We start from the raw sequence: 18,750 nt of genomic DNA on the forward strand, positions 1-18,750 counted from the left end.
CGCGCCGCGCTGCGCCAACAACGGCGCCGACTGGGTGCAGATCGGGGCACGAATCAGGGCACGGATCAGGAAACGGACCAGGGCACGGATCAGGGCACGGATCAGGGCGCCGGCGGATCGGTCGCGGCGCGTTCCGCCGCCAGCCGCCGCATCTGCACCATCAGTCCGATGACATAGGCCAGGGAATAGCCGATCAGCACCGTCGCCATGCCCATGGTCAGCGCGCTCGGCGCCTGCGTCGCGGCGAAGCCTTCGTGGGTGTAGCGCCAGGCGATGCGGCCGACCAGCAGGGCGGTCAGCGCGCCGCCGATCCACGGGTTCGGCGTGTAGGTGCGCTGGTCGTCGCGCCAGGCGACGTGGGTGTGCTTGAGCGCGAGCAAGCCGAGCAGGGCGCCGAGCGTCGCGCCGATGCCCAGGCCCAGCGCCAGCGACGGCTGGAACGCGCCGAGCGCGCACAGCATCGCCGCGACCAGGACCAGGACGCCCAGGCGGATGCCGCTGCGCACCGGCCGCCACGGCTGCACGCCGAAGTTGCGGCGGACGCGGCGGTAGATCATCAGCATCGACAGCGCGGGGACCCAGTACGGGGCGGTGGCGGCGATCGGCGAGGCCATGAAAACAGGTCCGGGTGGCCGCGGAGTGCGGCGGGACGAGCTTGCGCGTGGGGGCTGCGGTTGCGCAAGCGTGGTCGCGTCGAGGTCTGGCGGATGGTGCGAGCGAGGGGAGGGGCGTCGTTGGCGTGGTGGCGCGGTCGCGGCTTGCGCCGCTCCTACAAAAGCGGGACGGATTCTCGGGCAACGAAAAACGGCCGGGTTTCCCCGGCCGTTCTTCGTATCGCGTAGACGCGGCGGCTTACTTGAGGTTGGACGCCACGAAGTCCCAGTTGACCAGGTTCCAGAACGCCTCGACGTACTTCGGGCGGGCGTTGCGGTAGTCGATGTAGTAGGCGTGTTCCCACACGTCGCAGGTCAGCAGCGCGGTGTCTTCGCCGGTCAGCGGGGTGGCGGCGTTGGGGGTGCTGACCAGGGCCAGCGAACCGTCCGGACGCTGCACCAGCCAGCCCCAGCCCGAGCCGAAGGTGCCGACGGCGGTCTTGGTGAACTCTTCCTTGAACTTGGCGAAGTCGCCGAAGGCCTTGTTGATGAGTTCGGCCAGCTTGCCGGTCGGCTCGCCGCCGCCCTTCGGCGACAGGCAGTTCCAATAGAAGGTGTGGTTCCAGATCTGGGCGGCGTTGTTGAACATGCCGCCCTGCGACTTCTTGATGATCTCTTCCAGCGACAGCGAGGCGAACTCGGTGCCTTCGATCATCTTGTTGAGGTTGTCGACGTAGGCCTTGTGATGCTTGCCGTAGTGGTAGTCGATGGTCTCGGCCGAGATGGTCGGCTCCAGCGCGGTGCGGTCGTACGGCAGGGCAGGCAATTCGATGGCCATTGGCGGGCTCCTGGAGATGCGAGGGGGCTGGCTAGCGGAGGGCGCCGCGGCCGGCGCTCCAGGCCCGGGACCGCGCGGTCGTGGACCGTTGGGTTCCGGGAACGGGCGCGTCGGCGACGCCGCGAAGGCTTACAATTCATATTCTATCCCCACCCAAGGTTGCCGAACCGTCAAACTCGGCAACAAACCTCGTCAGGAGCAGTGCCCATGTCGTCGGTTATCGAACGGATCCAGACCGAGGTCGAGTCCCATCCGGTCGTGTTGTTCATGAAGGGCACCGCGCAGTTCCCGATGTGCGGTTTCTCCAGCCGCGCGGTGCAGGCGCTCAAGGCCGCCGGCGCGACCGCGCTGCATACGGTCAACGTGCTCGAAGATCCGGAGATCCGCGCCAACCTGCCGCGCTATTCGAACTGGCCGACCTTCCCGCAGCTCTTCATCCATGGCGAGCTGATCGGCGGCTGCGACATCACCCTGGAACTGTACGAGTCCGGCGAGTTGGCGCGCATGATCAGCGAGACCCAGTCGCAGTGACCGAAGCCGCCGCCCGCTCGAACGATCCGCAGGCCGGCGCGCAGGCGCTGGCCGGACGCGTGGTGCTGGTCACCGGCGCCGCCGGCGGGCTCGGTTCGGCCGCTTCGGTGGCCGCCGCCGCCGCCGGCGCCACCGTGGTCCTGCTCGGGCGCAAGCTGCCGAAGTTGAACCGGGTCTACGACGCCGCGGCCCAGGCCGGGCCCGAGCCGCTGCTGTACCCGCTCGACCTGGAAGGCGCCCAGCCCGACGACTACGCCGAGATGGCGCAGCGGATCGAATCCGAACTCGGCCGCCTCGACGGCGTGCTGCATTGCGCCGCCGACTTCCCCGGCCTGACCCCGTTGCTGCAGACCGATCCGGCCGCGTTCGCGCGCGCCGTGCACGTCAACCTGACCGCGCCGTGGTGGCTGTCGCAGGCCTGCCTGCCGTTGCTGGCCAAGGCCGGCGACGCCGCCCTGGTGTTCGCGCTCGACGATCCCGCGCGGGTCGGCCAGGCCTATTGGGGCGGTTACGGCGCGGCCCAGCACGGGCTCGCGGCGCTGGTCGGGATCCTGCACGCCGAGCTGGGCAATTCCAGCGTGCGCGTGGCCGGGCTGCGTCCCGGGCCGATGCGCACGCCGCTGCGCGCGCGCGCCTATGTCGAGGAAAGCGACCGCTCCGCGCGCGAGCCCTCGGCCTACGCCCAGGCCTGCGTGACCTTGCTGTCGGCCGCCGGCGCGGGCCATCGCGGCACGGTCTGGGCGCCGCACGCCTGAGCCCGCCGCCATGACCATCGCCTCGGCCGCGCTGCTGCTCTTCATCATCCTCGACCCGCTCGGCAACATCCCGGTGTTCCTGAGCCTGCTGCGCGGGCTGCCGCCCAAGCGCCAGCGCATCGTGCTCGCGCGCGAGCTGCTGATCGCGCTCGGCGTGCTGATGCTGTTCCTGTGGGGCGGCAAGTACGCGCTGGAACTGATGCACCTGCGCCAGGAATCGGTGTCGATCGCCGGCGGCATCGTGCTGTTCCTGATCGGCATCCGCATGATCTTCCCGCCGCCGGAAGGGCTGATGGGCGAGATCCCCGACGGCGAGCCCTTCATCGTGCCGATGGCGATCCCGCTGGTGGCCGGCCCCTCGGGCATGGCCGCGGTGATGCTGATGGGCAGCAACGATCCGGCCCGGCTCGGCGACTGGAGCCTGGCCCTGCTGATCGCCTGGGGCGCGACCGCGGCGATCCTGTTCTCGGCGACCATTCTTTACAAGCTGCTCGGCCGGCGCGCGCTGATCGCGATCGAACGCCTGATGGGCATGCTGCTGGTCGCGATTTCGGTGCAGATGATCCTCGATGGCCTGGGTTCTTACCTGCCGGGGCCGCCGTAAGCGAAGCCCCGGAGGGGGAGCCGGGTCGTCCGAACCCGGTGGTCCAGGGATGGATCAACGTCGTCCGAGGCCGGGCCATCGGCCACCGCTCGCTGGAACCGATCCCCGCCGCCGGGCCGCGATGAAACCGCGGCGACCGGCCCCATCCGCCCGGGTTGCCGACGAACGGTGGGATGCGCGCGCCATGCGCGTGCCGCGATGCGGCGTCGGTCCGCGATTTCGAGTGGCGATCCGGTGCCTGGCGTATGTAGGCCGGCGCCCATTCGCAAGCGCATGGGGACGCGGCGCGGCGGTGGTTTATACAACTTTGCGCTGCATGGCAGTTCAGGTGTGGACGCAGTCACCGTGTGACAAGGCTTGATGCCGGTCACGTCTCTGTCACACACCCTCCCTAGCCTGTTAAACTGCTGTTAACCCCGGCGGCCACGGCGCCGCGCGGGTCTAGGGGCTAGCCATAAAACGGACCTGGTACGAGCGCGGCGCGAAGCCGCGCCGGCCGGCCGACTCCGCCACGCATTCCACTGTACCGAGGCCATCGTAATGACCTATCAGAACCGCGTCCGCATGTCCAAGCTCACGCTTGGCCTGCTCGCCGTACTCGCCACCGCACCGGCGTTCGCCCAGTCCACCTCCGCCGGCGTCAACGGCACGGTGACCAGCGCCAGCGGCCAGCCGGTCGCCGGCGCCGAAGTGACCATCACCCACGTCGAGTCGGGCACGGTCAGCCGCGCCACCACCGACGCCAGCGGCCGCTACAACGCGCGCGGCCTGCGCGTCGGCGGTCCGTACACGATCAACATCACCAAGGAAGGCGAGGGCACCAAGACCGAGGACGGCGTCTACCTCGATCTGGCCAAGAGCAACACCATCAACGCCGCGCTGTCGCCGGCCGACGTGACCACCCTGGGCGCGGTCACCGCGGTCGCCACCGGCGGCTCGGAGCTGTTCAGCGCGACCAAGATGGGCTCGGGCACCAACGTGACCCGCCAGACCATCGAGGCGCTGCCCTCGATCGGCGGCAACATCCAGGACTACGTCCGCCTCGACCCGCGCGTGGCCTACGTCAACCGCGCCGAGGGCGGCATCACCGCCGGCGGCCAGAACCCGCGCTACAACGCCATCCGCATCGACGGCGTGTCGGCCAGCGACACCTTCGGCCTGGAAGGCAACAACATGCCGACCCGCCGCCAGCCGGTGTCGATGGAAGCCATCGAAGGCATCAACGTCGACCTGGCCAGCTACGACGTCACCATCACCGGCGCGACCGGCGCGGTGGTCGACGCGGTGACCAAGTCGGGCACCAACGAATTCCACGGCTCGATCTACGGCAGCTACCGCGACGGCGGCTGGTTCGGCAAGGATCCGACCGACACCAAGTTCAACGGCTTCGACAAGGAAGAGACCTACGGCGCCACCTTCGGCGGCCCGCTGGTCAAGGACAAGCTGTTCTTCTTCGCCAACTACGAGAAGTTCAAGCAGGCCGCTCCGGGCGCCGACATCCCGGGCAGCGCGCTGGGCCGCCGCGGCGCGGTCATCACCCAGAACGACCTGTCGCGCGCGCAGACCATCTCCAGCGGCTACGGCTTCGACGCCGGCGGCCTGGGCAGCTCGGGCAACACCGACCTGGAAGAGTACGCGCTCAAGATCGACTGGAACATTTCCGACGCGCACCGCGCCAGCCTGCGCTACAGCAAGCTCGACCAGAGCAAGCTGCGCATCAACGGCATCAACAGCAGCCAGATCTCGCTGAACTCGTACTGGTACCAGCACACCAAGTCGGTCGAGAGCTGGGTCGGCCAGCTGTTCAGCGACTGGACCGACAACTTCTCCACCGAGTTCAAGGTCTCCTACCGGGACTACTCGGCCGTGCGCGAAACCCCGGGCACCGCGCCTAGCGTGCGCATCTGGTTCGGCGGCACCGAAGGCAACCCGGGCGGCGATTCGCTGTTCCTGGGCACCGAGACCAACTCGCAGGCCAACAAGCTCTACACCAAGACCTGGAACGCGTTCGGTTCGGGCACCCTGGCGCTGGGCGACCACAACGTCAAGTTCGGCTTCGACTACAGCAACAACGACGTCTACAACCTGTTCGGACCGCAGGTCTACGGCGTGTACGAGTTCTGGGGCCTGGACAACTACCAGGCCGGCCGCTGGCTGAAGTACGACGTGCGCACCCCGCAGCCGGGCGCGGGCATCGACAGCGTCGCCGGCGCGTTCAAGTACAAGCAGTACGGCCTGTTCATCCAGGACGAGTGGTTCGTCAACAACAACCTGACGGTGAACTTCGGCCTGCGCGCCGACAAGCCGGAAGTCAACAAGAACCCGGACTACAACCCGCTGGTCCAGCAGGTGTTCGGCTACGACACCCGCAAGGTGCTGAACTCCAAGTGGCTGATCCAGCCGCGCGTGGGCTTCAACTACACCTTCGACAGCGAGCGCCCGACCCAGCTGCGCGGCGGTTTCGGCCTGTTCCAGGGCGAGTCGCCGCAGGTGTGGCTGACCAACGCCTACAACACCACCGGCCTGAACTACATCCAGTACTCGCAGAACCTGGCGTCGACCGAGAACTGGCAGAACCTGAAGTTCAACGGCGACGGCCTCAACCCGCCGATCCCGTCGCGCGCCGGCAGCCAGCTGCAGAACGTCAACGTCATCAACCCCGACTTCGAGCAGCCGTCGGTGTGGAAGGCCAACCTGGCGTTCGAGCATGAGCTGCCGTGGTACGGCGTGGTCGGTTCGGCCGAGCTGCTGGTGACCAAGGTCAAGAATGCGCTGTTCTACCGCAACCTCAACCTCGGCACGCCGCAGGCGGAGGGTCCGGACGGCCGCGACCTGTTCTGGAGCCAGGCCGCGAACCTGCGCAACCGTCCGTGGTCGTCGGGCAACAACCGTTTCGCGCGCGACCGCCGCTTCGACCAGGTCCTGCTGCTCGACAACACCGACAAGGGCGAAACCCAGCAGTTCACCGTCGGCCTGAGCAAGCCCTTCGGCGTCGAGAGCGACTGGTCCTGGAGCCTGGCCTACACCTACACCCACGCCACCGAAGTCAGCGGCCTGACCAGCTCGACCGCGACCTCCGGCTGGAACTACAACTACCTGTTCGACGCCAACGAAGAGACCGCCTCGACCTCGCGCTACCAGATCAAGGACCGCATCATCGGCACCCTGGACTGGAAGCATAAGTTCTTCGGCGACTACGAGACCCGCATCGGCCTGGTGTACGAAGGCCGCAGCGGCCGTCCCTTCAGCTACGTCTATTCCAACGACGTCAACGGCGACAACCGCTCGGGCAACGACCTGTTCTACGTGCCCAGCGGCCCGGGCGACGTGCTGTTCGGTTCGCTCAGCCCGGCCGGCCAGTTCACCGCCGACCCGGCCATGGAGAAGCGCTTCTTCGACTGGCTGGCCTCGAACCCGGAACTGGGCCGCTACGCCGGCCGCTCCGCGCCGCAGAACGCCGGCCGCGCGCGTTGGGTCAACACCTTCGACGTGCGCATCAGCCAGGAACTGCCCGGCTTCTTCAAGGACCACAAGTCCGAGATCTGGCTGGACATCCAGAACGTGGGCAACCTGATCAACAAGGATTGGGGCCACATCTACGACTACGGCTTCTTCGCCAGCCAGCGCGTCGCCGCGATCCAGGGCATGTACAACGGCAAGTACGTGTACAACTTCAACACCCCGGACGCGCCGACCGTGGCCAACGCCGACGCCGACGGCTTCAACGTCGGCGTGTCGCAGTGGTCGGTCCAGCTGGGCTTCCGCTACAAGTTCTGATCCGCGCGATCGAACGCTCCACCGAAGACAGCCGGGTTCGCCCGGCTGTCTTTTTTTATGGGTCGGGCCGGCTCGCGGCGCGGGCCGATCGGCCGCTGTTCGGTCGCACGTTCGCAGCAATCTCGGGCGATGATTGCAAGGCTGCGGCCGCCGCTCGGCCGTTCCGCCCTGCGCGCGCAGGGCTTCCATGCCAGGGGAGGGATGCCGTCCGCCAACGCCGCAACGCCGCAACGCATTGATTGACGCCACCAATGAATGTCCGCGCACTGGAGAAACAATCGCTATGGACAGAACCACCGCTACGCCGGCGCCTTCGCGCCTGGTCGCTTCGCCCGTTTTCGTGATTTCCGCCGTCCGCAGCGGCTCGACCCTGCTGCGCTGCGTGCTCGACACCCACTCGCGCATCTGCGCGCCGCACGAGCTGCACCTGCCGGATTTCCAGGTCCAGCTCGACACCCTCCAGGCCAACGTCTCGATGGAAGCGATGGGCCTGGACTTGGCGGAGGTCGAGCACCTGTTGTGGGACCGCATGCTGCACCGCCTGCTGGCCGCCAGCGGCAAGCACACCATCGTCGACAAGACCCCGGCCAACGCGCTGCGCTGGCAGCGCCTGGCGCAGTGCTGGCCGCAGGCGCGCTTCATCTTCCTGGTCCGCCATCCCAGCCATGTGCTCGATTCGATGCTGGCCGCGGCCAAGGGCGCGCTCGGCCAGGAACTCAAGGAACGCTTCGGCGAGCAGAACGAACGCTGGGGCAATCCGGATTCGGCGCAGACCATGCTGCTGCCGCAGTTGTCGGGCGTGATCCAGGCGCGCGCGGCGCTGCCCGGCCTGACCGTGCGCTACGAGGAGCTCACCGCCGACCCCGCGCGGGTGACCCAGGACATCTGCCGGTTCCTGGGGCTGGAGTGGGAGCCGGAGATGATGGAGTACGGTCGGGTCGACCACGGTCCGTTCAAGGTGTTCCTCGGCGACAACAGCGAGCGCATCCACTCGGGCCGGATCCAGGCCTCGCGCGAGCTGCCGGCCGGCGACAGCGTGCCGCCGCGGCTGCGCGAGGTCTGCCAGAGCCTGGGCTACCTGCCGCACTGAGCGCGGCCGCGCGCCCGCCCGGCAGGGGCGGGCGCCGGTTCCGAGGAGGGCGAAACGGCCGGGCCTGTCCCGGCCGTTTTTCATGGGAGAACCCGTCGCCGCGCCGGCCGCGCGGCCGCGCCGGGACGACCGCGCGCGGATACCGGAGGCGGCGGCCGAACTGCTAGAGTCCCACCCCACGAATCGATGAAAAAGCCGAGAAAAACGCAATGACCGCAACCCCCAACGCGACCGTCCTGCCGACGGTCAACGCCCGCATCTACCCCAAGGGCGGGCTCGACGTCTTGTCCCGCGACGAGGTCGCGCGCCTGCGCGACGCCTCCACCGGCATCCACGACCTGCTGCGCCGCTGCGCCCTGGCGGTGCTGACCAGCGGCAGCGCCTCCGACGATCCGCGCGCCGCGCGCGAGCTGTATCCCGATTTCGACATCGAGGTGCACCAGCAGGACCGCGGCATGCGCATCGACCTGACCCGTGCGCCGGCGATGGCCTTCGTCGACGGCGAGATCATCCGCGGCGTGGCCGAGCTGCTGTTCGCGGTGGTCCGCGACCTGGCCTACACCGCGATCGAGCTCGGCAAGGGCGGCGGCCGCGACCTGGAGTCCAGCGACGGCCTCACCGACTCGGTATTCGGCCTGCTGCGCAACGCCCGCATCCTGCACCCGGCCGATCCGAACCTGGTGGTGTGCTGGGGCGGCCACTCGATCTCGCGCGACGAGTACATCTACACCAAGCAGGTCGGCTACGAGCTGGGCCTGCGCGGCCTCGACATCTGCACCGGCTGCGGACCGGGCGCGATGAAGGGCCCGATGAAGGGCGCGACCATCGCCCACGCCAAGCAGCGCCGCCGCGCGATGCGCTACATCGGCATCACCGAGCCGGGCATCATCGCCGCCGAATCGCCGAACCCGATCGTCAACCACCTGGTGATCATGCCGGACATCGAGAAGCGCCTGGAGGCCTTCGTCCGCATGGGCCACGGCATCATCGTGTTCCCCGGCGGCGTCGGCACCGCCGAGGAGATCCTGTACCTGCTCGGCATCCTGCTGCGCGAGGAGAACGCCGGCCTGCCGTTCCCGCTGATCCTGACCGGCCCGACCGCGTCGGCGCCGTACTTCGAGCAGATCGACAAGTTCCTGCGCCTGACCCTGGGCGAGGTCGCGACCCAGCGCTACGAGATCATCGTCGGCGACCCCGAGCGCGTGGCCCGGGCGATGTCGCAGGGCATCCGCAAGGTGCGCGAGTACCGGATCGAGCACAAGGATTCGTTCTTCTTCAACTGGTCGATCGACATCCCGCTGACCTTCCAGAAGCCGTTCGTGCCGACCCACGAGGCGATGGCCTCGTTGGACCTGCACCACGGCCGCAAGCCGCACGAGCTGGCCGCGGACCTGCGCCGCGCGTTCTCCGGCATCGTCGCCGGCAACGTCAAGGAAGACGGCATGCGCCGGATCGAGGAGTTCGGCCCGTTCGAGATCCACGGCGACCCGGACATGATGCAGTCGCTGGACGCGCTGCTGCGCGCGTTCGTCGAGCAGCGCCGCATGAAGATCGCCGGCGAGTACCGTCCCTGCTACCGCGTGGTGACCTGAACGGGTATGATGGCGGGCTCCGGCGGCGACGCAGCTTCATCCCCATGAAGTGTTGACGCCGGGGTGCTGAATCAGCATCATATGCAGCCCCGCCCGAATAGCTCAGCCGGTTAGAGCACTTGACTGTTAATCAGGGGGTCGTTGGTTCGAGTCCAACTTCGGGCGCCAGATTCGAGAAGGCCGCGAGCGATCGCGGCCTTCTTTTTTGCGCGCGCGAAAGCGCCGCCGCCCTGCGGGGTTCTTTTCGCAGCGAGGGCGATCCTGCGCCGCCCGCGCGGGTTCCATGCCGGCCGCATCGTGCGCTCACTCGTCGCGGCAGCGCGCAGTGTCCGCCGCATTGGCATCGCTGACCTGGAATCCGCCTGCGCTATCGCGTCGCAGCACCCAGGCGCGGGGGACGCTGCGCAGGTCGCACAGCAGCCAGGGCGTGTCGGCGAGAACGCGGCCGCTGCCGGCTTCGAAACGGACCTGCACCGGGCCGCGCAGCGCGCGCAGGCGCAGGTGCGAGGGCAGGGGCAGTTCGCGCCGCAGCAGTTCGTCGGCCGGATCGAAGATCCGATTGCGGTTGTGGTCGGCGAACGCCATCAGGCCGCGGCTCCAGTCGAGCTGCTGGCGGCAGTGGAAGTAGATCCAGCGCACCGGGCACAGCAGCACCGGCGAGCCGGTGCGCGCCGCGTGCTCGCCGGCCTGCCGGTACAGGCCGGCCAGCCCCTGGGCGAAGGATCGCGCCGACAGGTGGTGGAAGCTGGCGTTGGGCCCCGGGCTGACCAACAGGCTCAGCAGGTTGGCGAGCAGGAACGCGGCGACGAATTCGTACGCGTCCAACGTCTTGATTCGCATAAGCCTTTCCTTGGCGGGCGCGCATCCTTGCGTGTCTGGGAAGCTTGGCTGCCCGCGCGCGTCCGCGGCCAGCGGCGCAGCGCGCGACCGCCGGTAGGGCTAAGCCGTGACGCCTGTCGGACTATTCCTAGGCTCAAAAACCACTGACTGACTCCGCCTGACCGCTCGTCGGTATGGCACCTTTTGTAGGTAATTCCGACTGTTAGCATCCGAGCCGTCTTGGAATGGGGAAGCGCGCGTCCATGAGCAGGCGGCGAACTGCCGGTTTCACCCTTATCGAACTGCTGGTGACGATCGCCATCGGCGCGGTTCTGATCGGCCTGGCCCTGCCCAGTTTCACCGACGCGCTGCGTTCCAGCCGGGTGACCTCGGCGGCGAACGAGTTCTCCGCCTCGGTGGCGCTGGCGCGCAGCGAGGCGATCCGCAGCGGCCGCACCGGCTACATGTGCGCGAGCGTCAACGGCACCAGCTGCGGCGGCCAGTGGAACGACGGCTGGCTGGTGTGGACCGATCTCAACAACAACGCCGTCGCCGACGCCGACGAGCGGCCGCGCCGCACCGAGAGCGTGCGCGACGTCGACCTCACCGCGACCGCGTCAGCCGGCGGCAGCACCACCGCATTGAAGTTCGACAACCGCGGCCGGCTCAGCGAAGGCGGCAAGCGCGATTTCGTGCTCAAGGCCGTGTCGTGCCGCAGCGGCGCCAACCAACTGCGCAAGTTCGAACTGTCGACCACCGGACAGGTCACCATGGAAAAGGACAAGTGCCCATGATCGTCACCGTCCGTCGCGCCGGCGCTCCGCGCGCGCGCAACCAGCGCGGCTTCTCGATGATCGAGGTGCTGATCGCGGTCCTGGTGCTCGGCCTGGGCCTGCTCGGCCTGGCGATGCTGCAGACCTTGAACGTGCGCTACGCGCAGAGCGCCAACTACCGCACCCGCGCCACCAACCTGGCCTACGACCTGCTCGACCAGATCCGCGCCAACCGCGCGCTGGCCCTGCAGTTCGAGAACACCGTGACCAAGGACAGCTTCGCCAGCGTGACCGGCAAGCAGTGCACGCGCCCGATCACCACCCAGGACGGACTGATCACCACCGAGGAGAACGCGATCCGTTGGCGCTGCCAGGTGCGCGCCGCGCTGGGGCCCGAGGCCTACGCGATCGTCCGCCGCAGCAACAACGAATACAGCATCGAAATCGCGTGGAGCGACCTGCAGGGCGCCGCCGGCAAGCAAGACGGCTACTACAACGGCAAGATCAACGTGAAGACCGAACTGTGAAGACTTCCCATGCTCAACACGGCCTGTCGCTGATCGAGTTGATGGTCGCGCTGGCGATCGGCGCCATGCTGGTGCTCGGTCTTTTGCAGGTGTTTTCGGCTTCGCGCACGGCGTACCAGCTGTCCGAAGGACTGGCCCGGGTGCAGGAGAACGCGCGCTTCGCGGTCGATTACATGCAGCGCGACCTGCGCATGGTCGGCCACCAGGGCTGCGTCAACGACCAGGCGCGGTTCCTGACCAATCCGGCCGGCTTTCGCAGCACGTTCGTCGCCGAGACCCAGCCGACCGAAGCGCAGTTCGCCGCGGCCGCGGCGCAGCTGCAGTTCCAGGTGTCGGTGCAGGGCTACGAGGCCCAGGGGACCGCGCCGGGCGGCTCGGTGACCCTGCCGACCAGCGGCGCCTGGGCCGGTTCGCCGGCGCTGCCGACCTACATCGAGAATCTCAGCCCCGCGCCGGCGGCCGGCAGCGACGTCGTCGTGCTGCGCTACTTCTCGCCCGAAGGCGTGCCGCTGGAAACCTTCGCGTCCGGCACCACGACCACGATGACGGTGGAGAAGGACCGTTGGGACAAGGTGATCGCCTCGAGCGGCCTCGCCGAGCCGGCGATCCTCGGCGTGGCCGATTGCATCGGCGCGACCGCGTTCCAGGCCAGCGCCATCGTGGCCTCGGCGAACAAGGTCACGGTGTCGGTCGCGGCGACCGGCCTGAACAAGTCGTCGATGATCACCGACAACTTCACCACCGGCCAGGCGATGCTGTACCGCGCCGAGTCGGAGGTGTTCTACGTCGCCTATCGCGCCGACGGCAACCCGGCGCTGTTCCGCGCCCGTTTCAGCGCGACCAAGAACGGCACGGCGGTGACGCCGGTGATCGAGGAACTGGTGCGCGGCATCGAGAACATGCAGCTGATCTACGGCATGGACAGCCAGGCCAACAGCGCGCTGCCGCCGACCGGCTTCATCGCCAGCCAGATGGTCGCCGACAAGGTCCAGACCGGCGCGTCGACCGTGCCGTGGCGCCGCGTCGGCCTGGTCCAGGTGGCGCTGTTGAGCCGCGCCAACACCCCGTCCGCCGCGCTCGCGCCGGCCGAGTTGCCGCGCCTGCTCGGCGTGCAGGTCACGCCGCCCACCGATACGCGCTACCGCGCCGTGTACGAAACCACGATCGCCATGCGCAACCGCCTGTACGGGAACTGAGGAGAACTCCGTCGTGAACAACCGCCTGCGCCACGGATCGCTCCGTTCCCCCCGCCGCCAACGCGGCGCGGTGCTCTACATCGCCCTGATCATGCTGATCCTGCTGGCCTTGCTCGGCTTGGTCGGGATGAAGGTCAGCGGCCTGCAGGAACGCATGTCGACCAACTACAGCAACGTCAACGCCGCGTTCCAGGCCGCCGAACAGGTCGCCCGGGCCAAGGAGTCGGACATCCAGAAGACCTTGTTCGCCGGCAGCGGCGTGTACGAGGCGAACCAGGAAATGTGCTCGCCGACGTTCGACCCGATGACCTGGTCGGACCCGGCCGAGAACACCAACAGCAAGGACGTTTTCACCCGGCGCATCGACAAGTGCTTCGCCGGCTCCAGCATCAAGGTCGGCAACAACAAGAGCGAAGAGACCAGCAACATCTACCAGGTCAGCGCCCTCGGCGGCGACCGCGATGCCAATGCCTCCTCGATCGCGGTGATCGACACCGTGTTCATCCCCTGACGGCGGCGAGAGACTCCCATGCGAATTCCTCATTTGATCAAGATCGCTGGCCTGTTGCTCGGCATCGGCGTGCTGATGTCCCGCGGCGACGACATCGTCGCCGGCGTCACCGATTACGAAATCGAGCAGGCGCCGCTGTTCATCAAGGGCGTGCAGCCGCCGCTGATGATGATGGTGATGTCGCGCGACGAGCAGCTGTTCATGAAGGCGTACGCCGACTACACCGACCTCGACGGCGACGGTCTGCTGGATACGACCTATCAGAACAAGTTCTCTTATTCCGGTTACTTCGACCCGGATCTTTGCTATAGCGGCAGCGGCACCCAGTTCAAGGCCAGCGGCGCGGCGACCAACCACCAATGCAGCGGCCAGTGGAGCGGCAACTTCCTCAACTGGGTGACGATGAGCCGTTTGGATATCGTCCGTTACGTGCTGTACGGAGGTTCGCGCTCGGTCGACAACGCGACGACCACGGTGCTGACCCGCGCGCACATCCCGAACGATCTGCACGCCTGGGTCAAGGTCTATAGCGCAAGCGACATCAACAAGTACACCCCGCTGAGCGGAACGCAGTCGTTCTGCAACATGTCCAAGGGCAACGGCGGTTCGCCGCTGATGCGCGTGGCCAGCGGCAACTGGAGCGAATGGGCCTCGACCTCGGTGCTGCAGTGCGCGACCGACAGCGAGGCGCCCAACGACGATGCCAAGCAGGACAGCCCCAGTTCGACCACCGACTACGTCGTGAGCGTGGAGGTCTGCAATCCGGCCAACAACGCGGTGCGCGAAAGCTTCTGCCAGAAGTACGGCAGCGGCACCGCGACCACCTACAAGCCGACCGGCCTGCTGCAGACCTACGGCGAGAACGGCAGCGTGCGTTTCGGCCTGATCTCGGGCAGCTTCTCCGCGCCGCGCTCCGGCGGCTTGCTCCGCCGCAACATCGGCCGCTTCGCCGGCAACGTCGCCGACAAGGTCTGCCAGCCCGGCGACGAAGTCGACACCACCACCGGGATTTTCTGCCCGACGGCCGATGCCGCCGCCGGCAGCGTGGTGAAGACCATCGAGCGTTTCAAGCTGGAGAAGTGGAACAACGGCTATTGGTCGGATTGCACCACCTGGGGCATCCTGAACCGAAACGGCATGCCGGTCGGCAACGGCTTCCTCAACAATCCCGGCACGGTCGGCAGCGGCCAGAACTGCAGCGCGTGGGGCAACCCGCTCGGCGAGATGTACGCGGAGGCCCTGCGCTACATCCGCAACGAATCCAAGAGCGCCGATTTCGGCACCGGCACCGACCTGTCCGGGTTGCCCGCGCCGAACTGGCTCGATCCTTACCGTACGCCGGATTCGGGCGGCAACAGCTATTGCGCCAAGTGCAACATCCTGGTGCTGTCGACCGGCCTGAGCTCGTTCGACAGCGATGAGCTGGGCAATATGCGCGACGCCGCGGTGACGGCGACCGATGCGCTCGGCGCAAACGAAAAAATAAACGACGGCAGCTACGTGGTCGGCCGCGTGGTGGCCAACGCCGCCGAGTTGAACGTCGGCAAGAGCGTCAACACTTACGAGGACATGTGTACCGCCAAGACCGTGCCCAGCCTCGGCCGGGTGCGCGGCATGTGTCCCGACATTCCGTCGATGGAAGGCAGTTACCTGATCTCCGGCATGGCCCATAAGGCCTGGACCACCGATCAGCGTCCGGGGCTGCCGGGCAAGCCGGCGAGCGAATCGGTCAAGGCGCGTACCTTCGCCGTGGCGCTGGCCGAGAACCTGCCGAAGTTCGACATCCCGATCGGCAACGGCAAGATCACCCTGACCCCGCTTTGCCAGGCTCACGACAGCGGCGGGGCGACCGCGAGCAGCGTCAATTGGCGCAGCTGCTTCCTCGGTGCGGTCGGCATCGGCACCAAGAAGTCGGTGACCAACAGCAGGTTCACTTACGGCCGTCCGCTCGCCGACGACGGCAAGGCCGGCAGCTTCTCGCTGGTGTGGGAAGACTCGCTGTGGGGCAACGACCACGACAACGACGTGGTCTCGCTGATGACGTACTGCGTCGGCGCTTCCTGCGGCGATTTCAGCAACACGCGCCAGCACATTTGCTGGAACTCCCCGTCGGCCGCGTGCTCCGGCGGCAATCCGACCGTCGGCGCCGACGAGGCGCTGGTCCGCATCGAGAACCTGTCGGCCTACGCCGGCAACGCCATGCTCACCGGTTTCGGCGTGACCGGTTCCAACAACGACGGCCAGCAGCGCGTGGCGCTGCGCCCGGGCGGCCAGGACGGCAGCATGCTGACCAAATCCGACAACGCGCCCGGCGGCTGGAGCCGGCCGCAGGTGATCAAGTACAAGCTCGGTAACTCGGGCGCCAAGCTGCTGGAAAACCCGCTGTTCTACGCCGCCAAGTACGGCAGCTTCAGGGACGCCAACGGCAACGGCGTGCCCGACGCGGGCGAGTGGGATTCGCGCGTGGCCGGCACCCCGGACAACTTCTTCCTCGCCCGCGATCCGTCGCGCCTGAAGGAAGAGCTGCGCAAGATCTTCGACAGCGTCGCCAACGACGGCAACCGCCCGACCGACAGCTCGACCTCGGGCGCGCGCCTGAGCGACGGCTCGTTCACGATCGAAGCGCGCTACAACATCGGCAGCAACAACGATTGGACCGGTACCGTGCGCGGGTTGAAGATCGACGCCAACGGCGTCACCGACACCGCCAATCCGCTGTGGGACGCGGCGGCCAAGCTGCCGGCCGCGCGCAACATCGCGGCGATGACCGCGCCGACCACCTACAACACGGCCGGCATCGCCACCGCGGTGGCGGCCAAGAACTTCGTCGCGACCAACCTCGGCGCCAACGACGACGCGCGCTTCAACGCGCTCGGCCTGACCAGCGGCCGGCGTTTCTGGGACACCGCCCCGGTGACCGGCGACGACGTGGTCAACTACCTGCGCGGCACCAAGTCGAAGGAGCAGTCCAGCAAGGGGCCGTTCCGCACCCGCTCGACCAACTTCGGCGACATCATCAATTCCGCCGCCGAAGCGGTGACCTTGCGCGCCGACTACGGTTACGGCACCTGGTCGTACAAGGCCACCTCGGGTTGGCGCAAGGACCTGGGCGATTCGTACAAGACCTATCTCGCGGCCAAGCGGCAGACCGGGCGCAAGCCGATGGTCTACGTCGGCGCCAACGACGGCATGGTCCACGGCATCGACGCCACGCCGGACGCGACCGGCGGCACCGAGATGTTCGCGTACATCCCGTCGCAGTCGCTGCGCAAGATGGGCCAGCTGGCCAATCCCGACTACACGCACCAGTACTACCTGGACGGCGCGCTGACCAGCGGCGACGTGGCGTTCAACGCCGCGGGCGACTGGCGCACCGTGCTGATCGCGGCGATGGGCGCGGGCGGGCGTTCGATCTCGGCGCTGGACGTGACCAGCGCCGACCAGACCAACGGCTTCAAGCCCGCGAACGTACTGTGGGAGATCAGCGGCGACCAGCTGCCCGACCTGGGCCACGTGCTCGGCAAGGCGACCATCGCGCCGATCTCGACCGCGACCGGCCCGAAGTGGGTGGCGATCTTCGGCAACGGCGTCAATTCGAACTCCGGCGCGCCGGTGCTGTTCGTCGTCGACATCAAGACCGGCGACGTGCTGCGCCAGATCAAGCCGACCGGCGCCGGCTACGCCACCCGCAACGGCCTGATGAACATCGTCGCGGTCGGCCTGAACAACACCGACGGCCTGGCCGACACGGTCTACGGCGGCGACATGCAGGGCAATGTCTGGAAGTACGACCTGTCCAACGCCACCGCGTCCGCGTGGAGCATCGCCTACTCGGGCGCGCCGCTGTTCACCGCGCGCGACCCGAACGGCAACGGCCAGCCGATCACCGGCGCGATCGAAGCCTCGCGCGGCCCGGGCGGCGGCGTGACCCTGTTCTTCGGCACGGGCCAGTACTTCGCCAAGGGCGACAACATCACCTCGACCAAGGTGCAGTCGCTGTACGGCATCTGGGACAACCTGGGCAGCGCGATTCCCAGCAGCAGCCGCGCGTCCTGGCCGATGGTGCAGCAGACCATCACCTCCGGCGGCATGTCGGGCGTCTACAGCACCCGCAACATCACCCGCAACGCGGTCAACTATCCGGAGAAGCGCGGCTGGTTCGTCGACCTGGTCGTCGACGGCAACGGCAAGGGCGAACGTTTCATCGGCACGCCGCGCCTGCAGAACGGCCGGGTGTTCTTCACCAGTTACGAGCCCACCGGCGAGATCTGCAATCCGCTCGGCGTCAACTGGCTGTACGGCATGAACGTGTTGACCGGCGGCGCGGCGATGGAAGGCGTGGCGACCTCGCCGGGCGGCGCTTCGGTCGGCACCTCGCAGACCGGCGGCCTGTCGCTCAACAACGGCGAAGACCGCTCTCCGCCCACGCGCAACACCAACCTGCTGCTGCCGCAGCCGAAGCAGCGCGACATCATCAACTGCACCGGCGTCGAATGCACCGCCGACAAGCTGCGCGGGCAACTGCAGGCCCAGCAGTGCACCTTGGTGCTGACCGCGGCCGGCGCCGATCCGCTGTACCTGCCCCGTCCCTGCGGCCGCCAGTCGTGGCGCCAGGTCCGCTGATTCTTGCCAGGACATACGTCATGACCCGCACTGCCGCTTCCGCGCCGCGCCACCGGACCCTGCCTCGCAGGGTCCGGGGCTTCACCCTGATCGAGTTGATGATCGCCGTGACGATCGTCGGCATCCTGGTCGCCATCGCGTATCCGGCCTATACCGACTCGGTGCGCAAGTCGCGCCGGGCCCAGGCCAAGGCCGATCTGGCCGAACTGACCCAGCTCGCCGAACGCTGGTATACGGCCAACAACAGCTATGCCGGCTTCTTCGCCAGGGTCAAGACCGACAACATGGACTACTCGCCGCGCACCAAGCCGCGCGCCCAGGCGTTCTATGTGATCACCCGCGATGCCGGCGCCGACACCGCCGCCAGTACCTTCACCCTGACCGCGACCGCCCAAGGCGACCAGGCCAGCGACGCGTGCAAGAACCTGACCATCGATGCGACCGGGAAAAGGGGCACCAGCTCCAGCCGTACCGACTGCTGGTAAATCCCGCGCCATCGCCTGTGCCGCCGATGCCCGTCC

Annotated in this window: 15 protein-coding genes and 1 tRNA gene; 13 read left to right on the top strand and 3 right to left on the bottom strand. The window is 67.8% G+C overall.

Annotated features, from left to right (window positions below; translation table 11 throughout):
* Nucleotides 1-101: 101 nt before the first annotated feature.
* Both JHW41_RS07850 and JHW41_RS07855 read right to left on the bottom strand, forming a co-directional pair.
* Nucleotides 102-614 carry a hypothetical protein gene (locus tag JHW41_RS07850; RefSeq protein WP_250449547.1) on the bottom strand — a complete coding sequence of 171 codons (513 nt, stop codon included), beginning with the start codon at nucleotides 612-614 and terminating at the stop codon, nucleotides 102-104.
* A gap of 238 nt (nucleotides 615-852) precedes the next feature.
* On the bottom strand, nucleotides 853-1,431 hold the full coding sequence (locus tag JHW41_RS07855; protein WP_057948399.1) for a superoxide dismutase: 579 nt from the start codon (nucleotides 1,429-1,431) through the stop codon (nucleotides 853-855).
* A 207-nt stretch (nucleotides 1,432-1,638) separates the two neighbouring features.
* Between JHW41_RS07855 and grxD the strand changes: the two genes are divergently transcribed.
* The 7 genes from grxD (at nucleotide 1,639) to JHW41_RS07890 (ending at nucleotide 9,948) form a co-directional block, all read left to right on the top strand.
* Nucleotides 1,639-1,962, top strand: a complete 324-nt coding sequence (gene grxD, locus JHW41_RS07860) for a Grx4 family monothiol glutaredoxin (RefSeq protein WP_057948398.1) — start codon at nucleotides 1,639-1,641, stop codon at nucleotides 1,960-1,962.
* Nucleotides 1,959-2,717 (top strand): SDR family NAD(P)-dependent oxidoreductase, encoded by a 759-nt coding sequence (locus JHW41_RS07865; RefSeq protein ID WP_057948397.1) that lies wholly within the window; start codon nucleotides 1,959-1,961, stop codon nucleotides 2,715-2,717. Before grxD ends, JHW41_RS07865 begins: the two co-directional genes overlap by 4 nt.
* Before the next feature lie 10 nt (nucleotides 2,718-2,727).
* Nucleotides 2,728-3,321 carry a YhgN family NAAT transporter gene (locus JHW41_RS07870; protein ID WP_057948396.1) on the top strand — a complete coding sequence of 198 codons (594 nt, stop codon included), beginning with the start codon at nucleotides 2,728-2,730 and terminating at the stop codon, nucleotides 3,319-3,321.
* A gap of 540 nt (nucleotides 3,322-3,861) precedes the next feature.
* On the top strand, nucleotides 3,862-7,098 hold the full coding sequence (locus JHW41_RS07875; protein WP_241833769.1) for a TonB-dependent receptor: 3,237 nt from the start codon (nucleotides 3,862-3,864) through the stop codon (nucleotides 7,096-7,098).
* Nucleotides 7,099-7,438: 340 nt separating this feature from the next.
* Complete coding sequence (locus JHW41_RS07880) at nucleotides 7,439-8,188, top strand: sulfotransferase family protein (RefSeq protein ID WP_206744972.1); 750 nt, start codon at nucleotides 7,439-7,441, stop codon at nucleotides 8,186-8,188.
* 209 nt (nucleotides 8,189-8,397) lie between these two features.
* On the top strand, nucleotides 8,398-9,780 hold the full coding sequence (gene ppnN, locus JHW41_RS07885) for a nucleotide 5'-monophosphate nucleosidase PpnN (RefSeq protein ID WP_250449548.1): 1,383 nt from the start codon (nucleotides 8,398-8,400) through the stop codon (nucleotides 9,778-9,780).
* Nucleotides 9,781-9,871: 91 nt separating this feature from the next.
* Nucleotides 9,872-9,948 (top strand) — tRNA-Asn (locus JHW41_RS07890).
* 135 nt (nucleotides 9,949-10,083) lie between these two features.
* Here the strand turns inward: JHW41_RS07890 and JHW41_RS07895 are convergent.
* A complete protein-coding gene (locus JHW41_RS07895) occupies nucleotides 10,084-10,620 on the bottom strand; it encodes a GspH/FimT family protein (RefSeq protein WP_250449549.1) in 537 nt (178 codons plus the stop codon).
* Between the two features lie 242 nt (nucleotides 10,621-10,862).
* Between JHW41_RS07895 and JHW41_RS07900 the strand changes: the two genes are divergently transcribed.
* From JHW41_RS07900 to JHW41_RS07925, 6 genes are read left to right on the top strand one after another with little or no spacing between them, the layout of a single operon-like run.
* Nucleotides 10,863-11,393, top strand: coding sequence for a GspH/FimT family pseudopilin (locus JHW41_RS07900; protein WP_158229892.1), 531 nt, complete (start codon nucleotides 10,863-10,865; stop codon nucleotides 11,391-11,393).
* The gene (gene pilV, locus JHW41_RS07905) at nucleotides 11,390-11,899 is read left to right on the top strand and encodes a type IV pilus modification protein PilV (protein WP_078997905.1); all 510 of its coding nucleotides are present in this window, start codon (nucleotides 11,390-11,392) and stop codon (nucleotides 11,897-11,899) included. Before JHW41_RS07900 ends, pilV begins: the two co-directional genes overlap by 4 nt.
* Nucleotides 11,896-13,095 (top strand): PilW family protein, encoded by a 1,200-nt coding sequence (locus JHW41_RS07910; RefSeq protein ID WP_250449550.1) that lies wholly within the window; start codon nucleotides 11,896-11,898, stop codon nucleotides 13,093-13,095. Before pilV ends, JHW41_RS07910 begins: the two co-directional genes overlap by 4 nt.
* Nucleotides 13,096-13,108: 13 nt before the next feature.
* Nucleotides 13,109-13,606 carry a pilus assembly PilX family protein gene (locus JHW41_RS07915; protein ID WP_231736142.1) on the top strand — a complete coding sequence of 166 codons (498 nt, stop codon included), beginning with the start codon at nucleotides 13,109-13,111 and terminating at the stop codon, nucleotides 13,604-13,606.
* Between the two features lie 33 nt (nucleotides 13,607-13,639).
* Entirely contained in the window at nucleotides 13,640-18,229 is a 4,590-nt protein-coding gene (locus JHW41_RS07920) for a pilus assembly protein (RefSeq protein ID WP_250449551.1), read from the top strand.
* A gap of 20 nt (nucleotides 18,230-18,249) precedes the next feature.
* Nucleotides 18,250-18,714 (top strand): type IV pilin protein, encoded by a 465-nt coding sequence (locus JHW41_RS07925; protein ID WP_078997904.1) that lies wholly within the window; start codon nucleotides 18,250-18,252, stop codon nucleotides 18,712-18,714.
* Nucleotides 18,715-18,750: the final 36 nt, after the last annotated feature.

The sequence above is a fragment of the Lysobacter enzymogenes genome (assembly GCF_023617245.1).
In the GTDB taxonomy this organism is placed as follows: Bacteria; Pseudomonadota; Gammaproteobacteria; order Xanthomonadales; family Xanthomonadaceae; genus Lysobacter; species Lysobacter yananisis.

Bases quoted from the DNA above. Each gene is read 5' to 3' on its own strand.
- JHW41_RS07850 (WP_250449547.1), bottom strand. From the start codon at position 614: ATGGCCTCGCCGATCGCCGCCACCGCCCCGTACTGGGTCCCCGCGCTG.
- JHW41_RS07855 (WP_057948399.1), bottom strand. From the start codon at position 1,431: ATGGCCATCGAATTGCCTGCCCTGCCGTACGACCGCACCGCGCTGGAG.
- grxD (WP_057948398.1), top strand. From the start codon at position 1,639: ATGTCGTCGGTTATCGAACGGATCCAGACCGAGGTCGAGTCCCATCCG.
- JHW41_RS07870 (WP_057948396.1), top strand. From the start codon at position 2,728: ATGACCATCGCCTCGGCCGCGCTGCTGCTCTTCATCATCCTCGACCCG.
- JHW41_RS07875 (WP_241833769.1), top strand. From the start codon at position 3,862: ATGACCTATCAGAACCGCGTCCGCATGTCCAAGCTCACGCTTGGCCTG.
- ppnN (WP_250449548.1), top strand. From the start codon at position 8,398: ATGACCGCAACCCCCAACGCGACCGTCCTGCCGACGGTCAACGCCCGC.
- JHW41_RS07895 (WP_250449549.1), bottom strand. From the start codon at position 10,620: ATGCGAATCAAGACGTTGGACGCGTACGAATTCGTCGCCGCGTTCCTG.
- JHW41_RS07900 (WP_158229892.1), top strand. From the start codon at position 10,863: ATGAGCAGGCGGCGAACTGCCGGTTTCACCCTTATCGAACTGCTGGTG.
- pilV (WP_078997905.1), top strand. From the start codon at position 11,390: ATGATCGTCACCGTCCGTCGCGCCGGCGCTCCGCGCGCGCGCAACCAG.
- JHW41_RS07925 (WP_078997904.1), top strand. From the start codon at position 18,250: ATGACCCGCACTGCCGCTTCCGCGCCGCGCCACCGGACCCTGCCTCGC.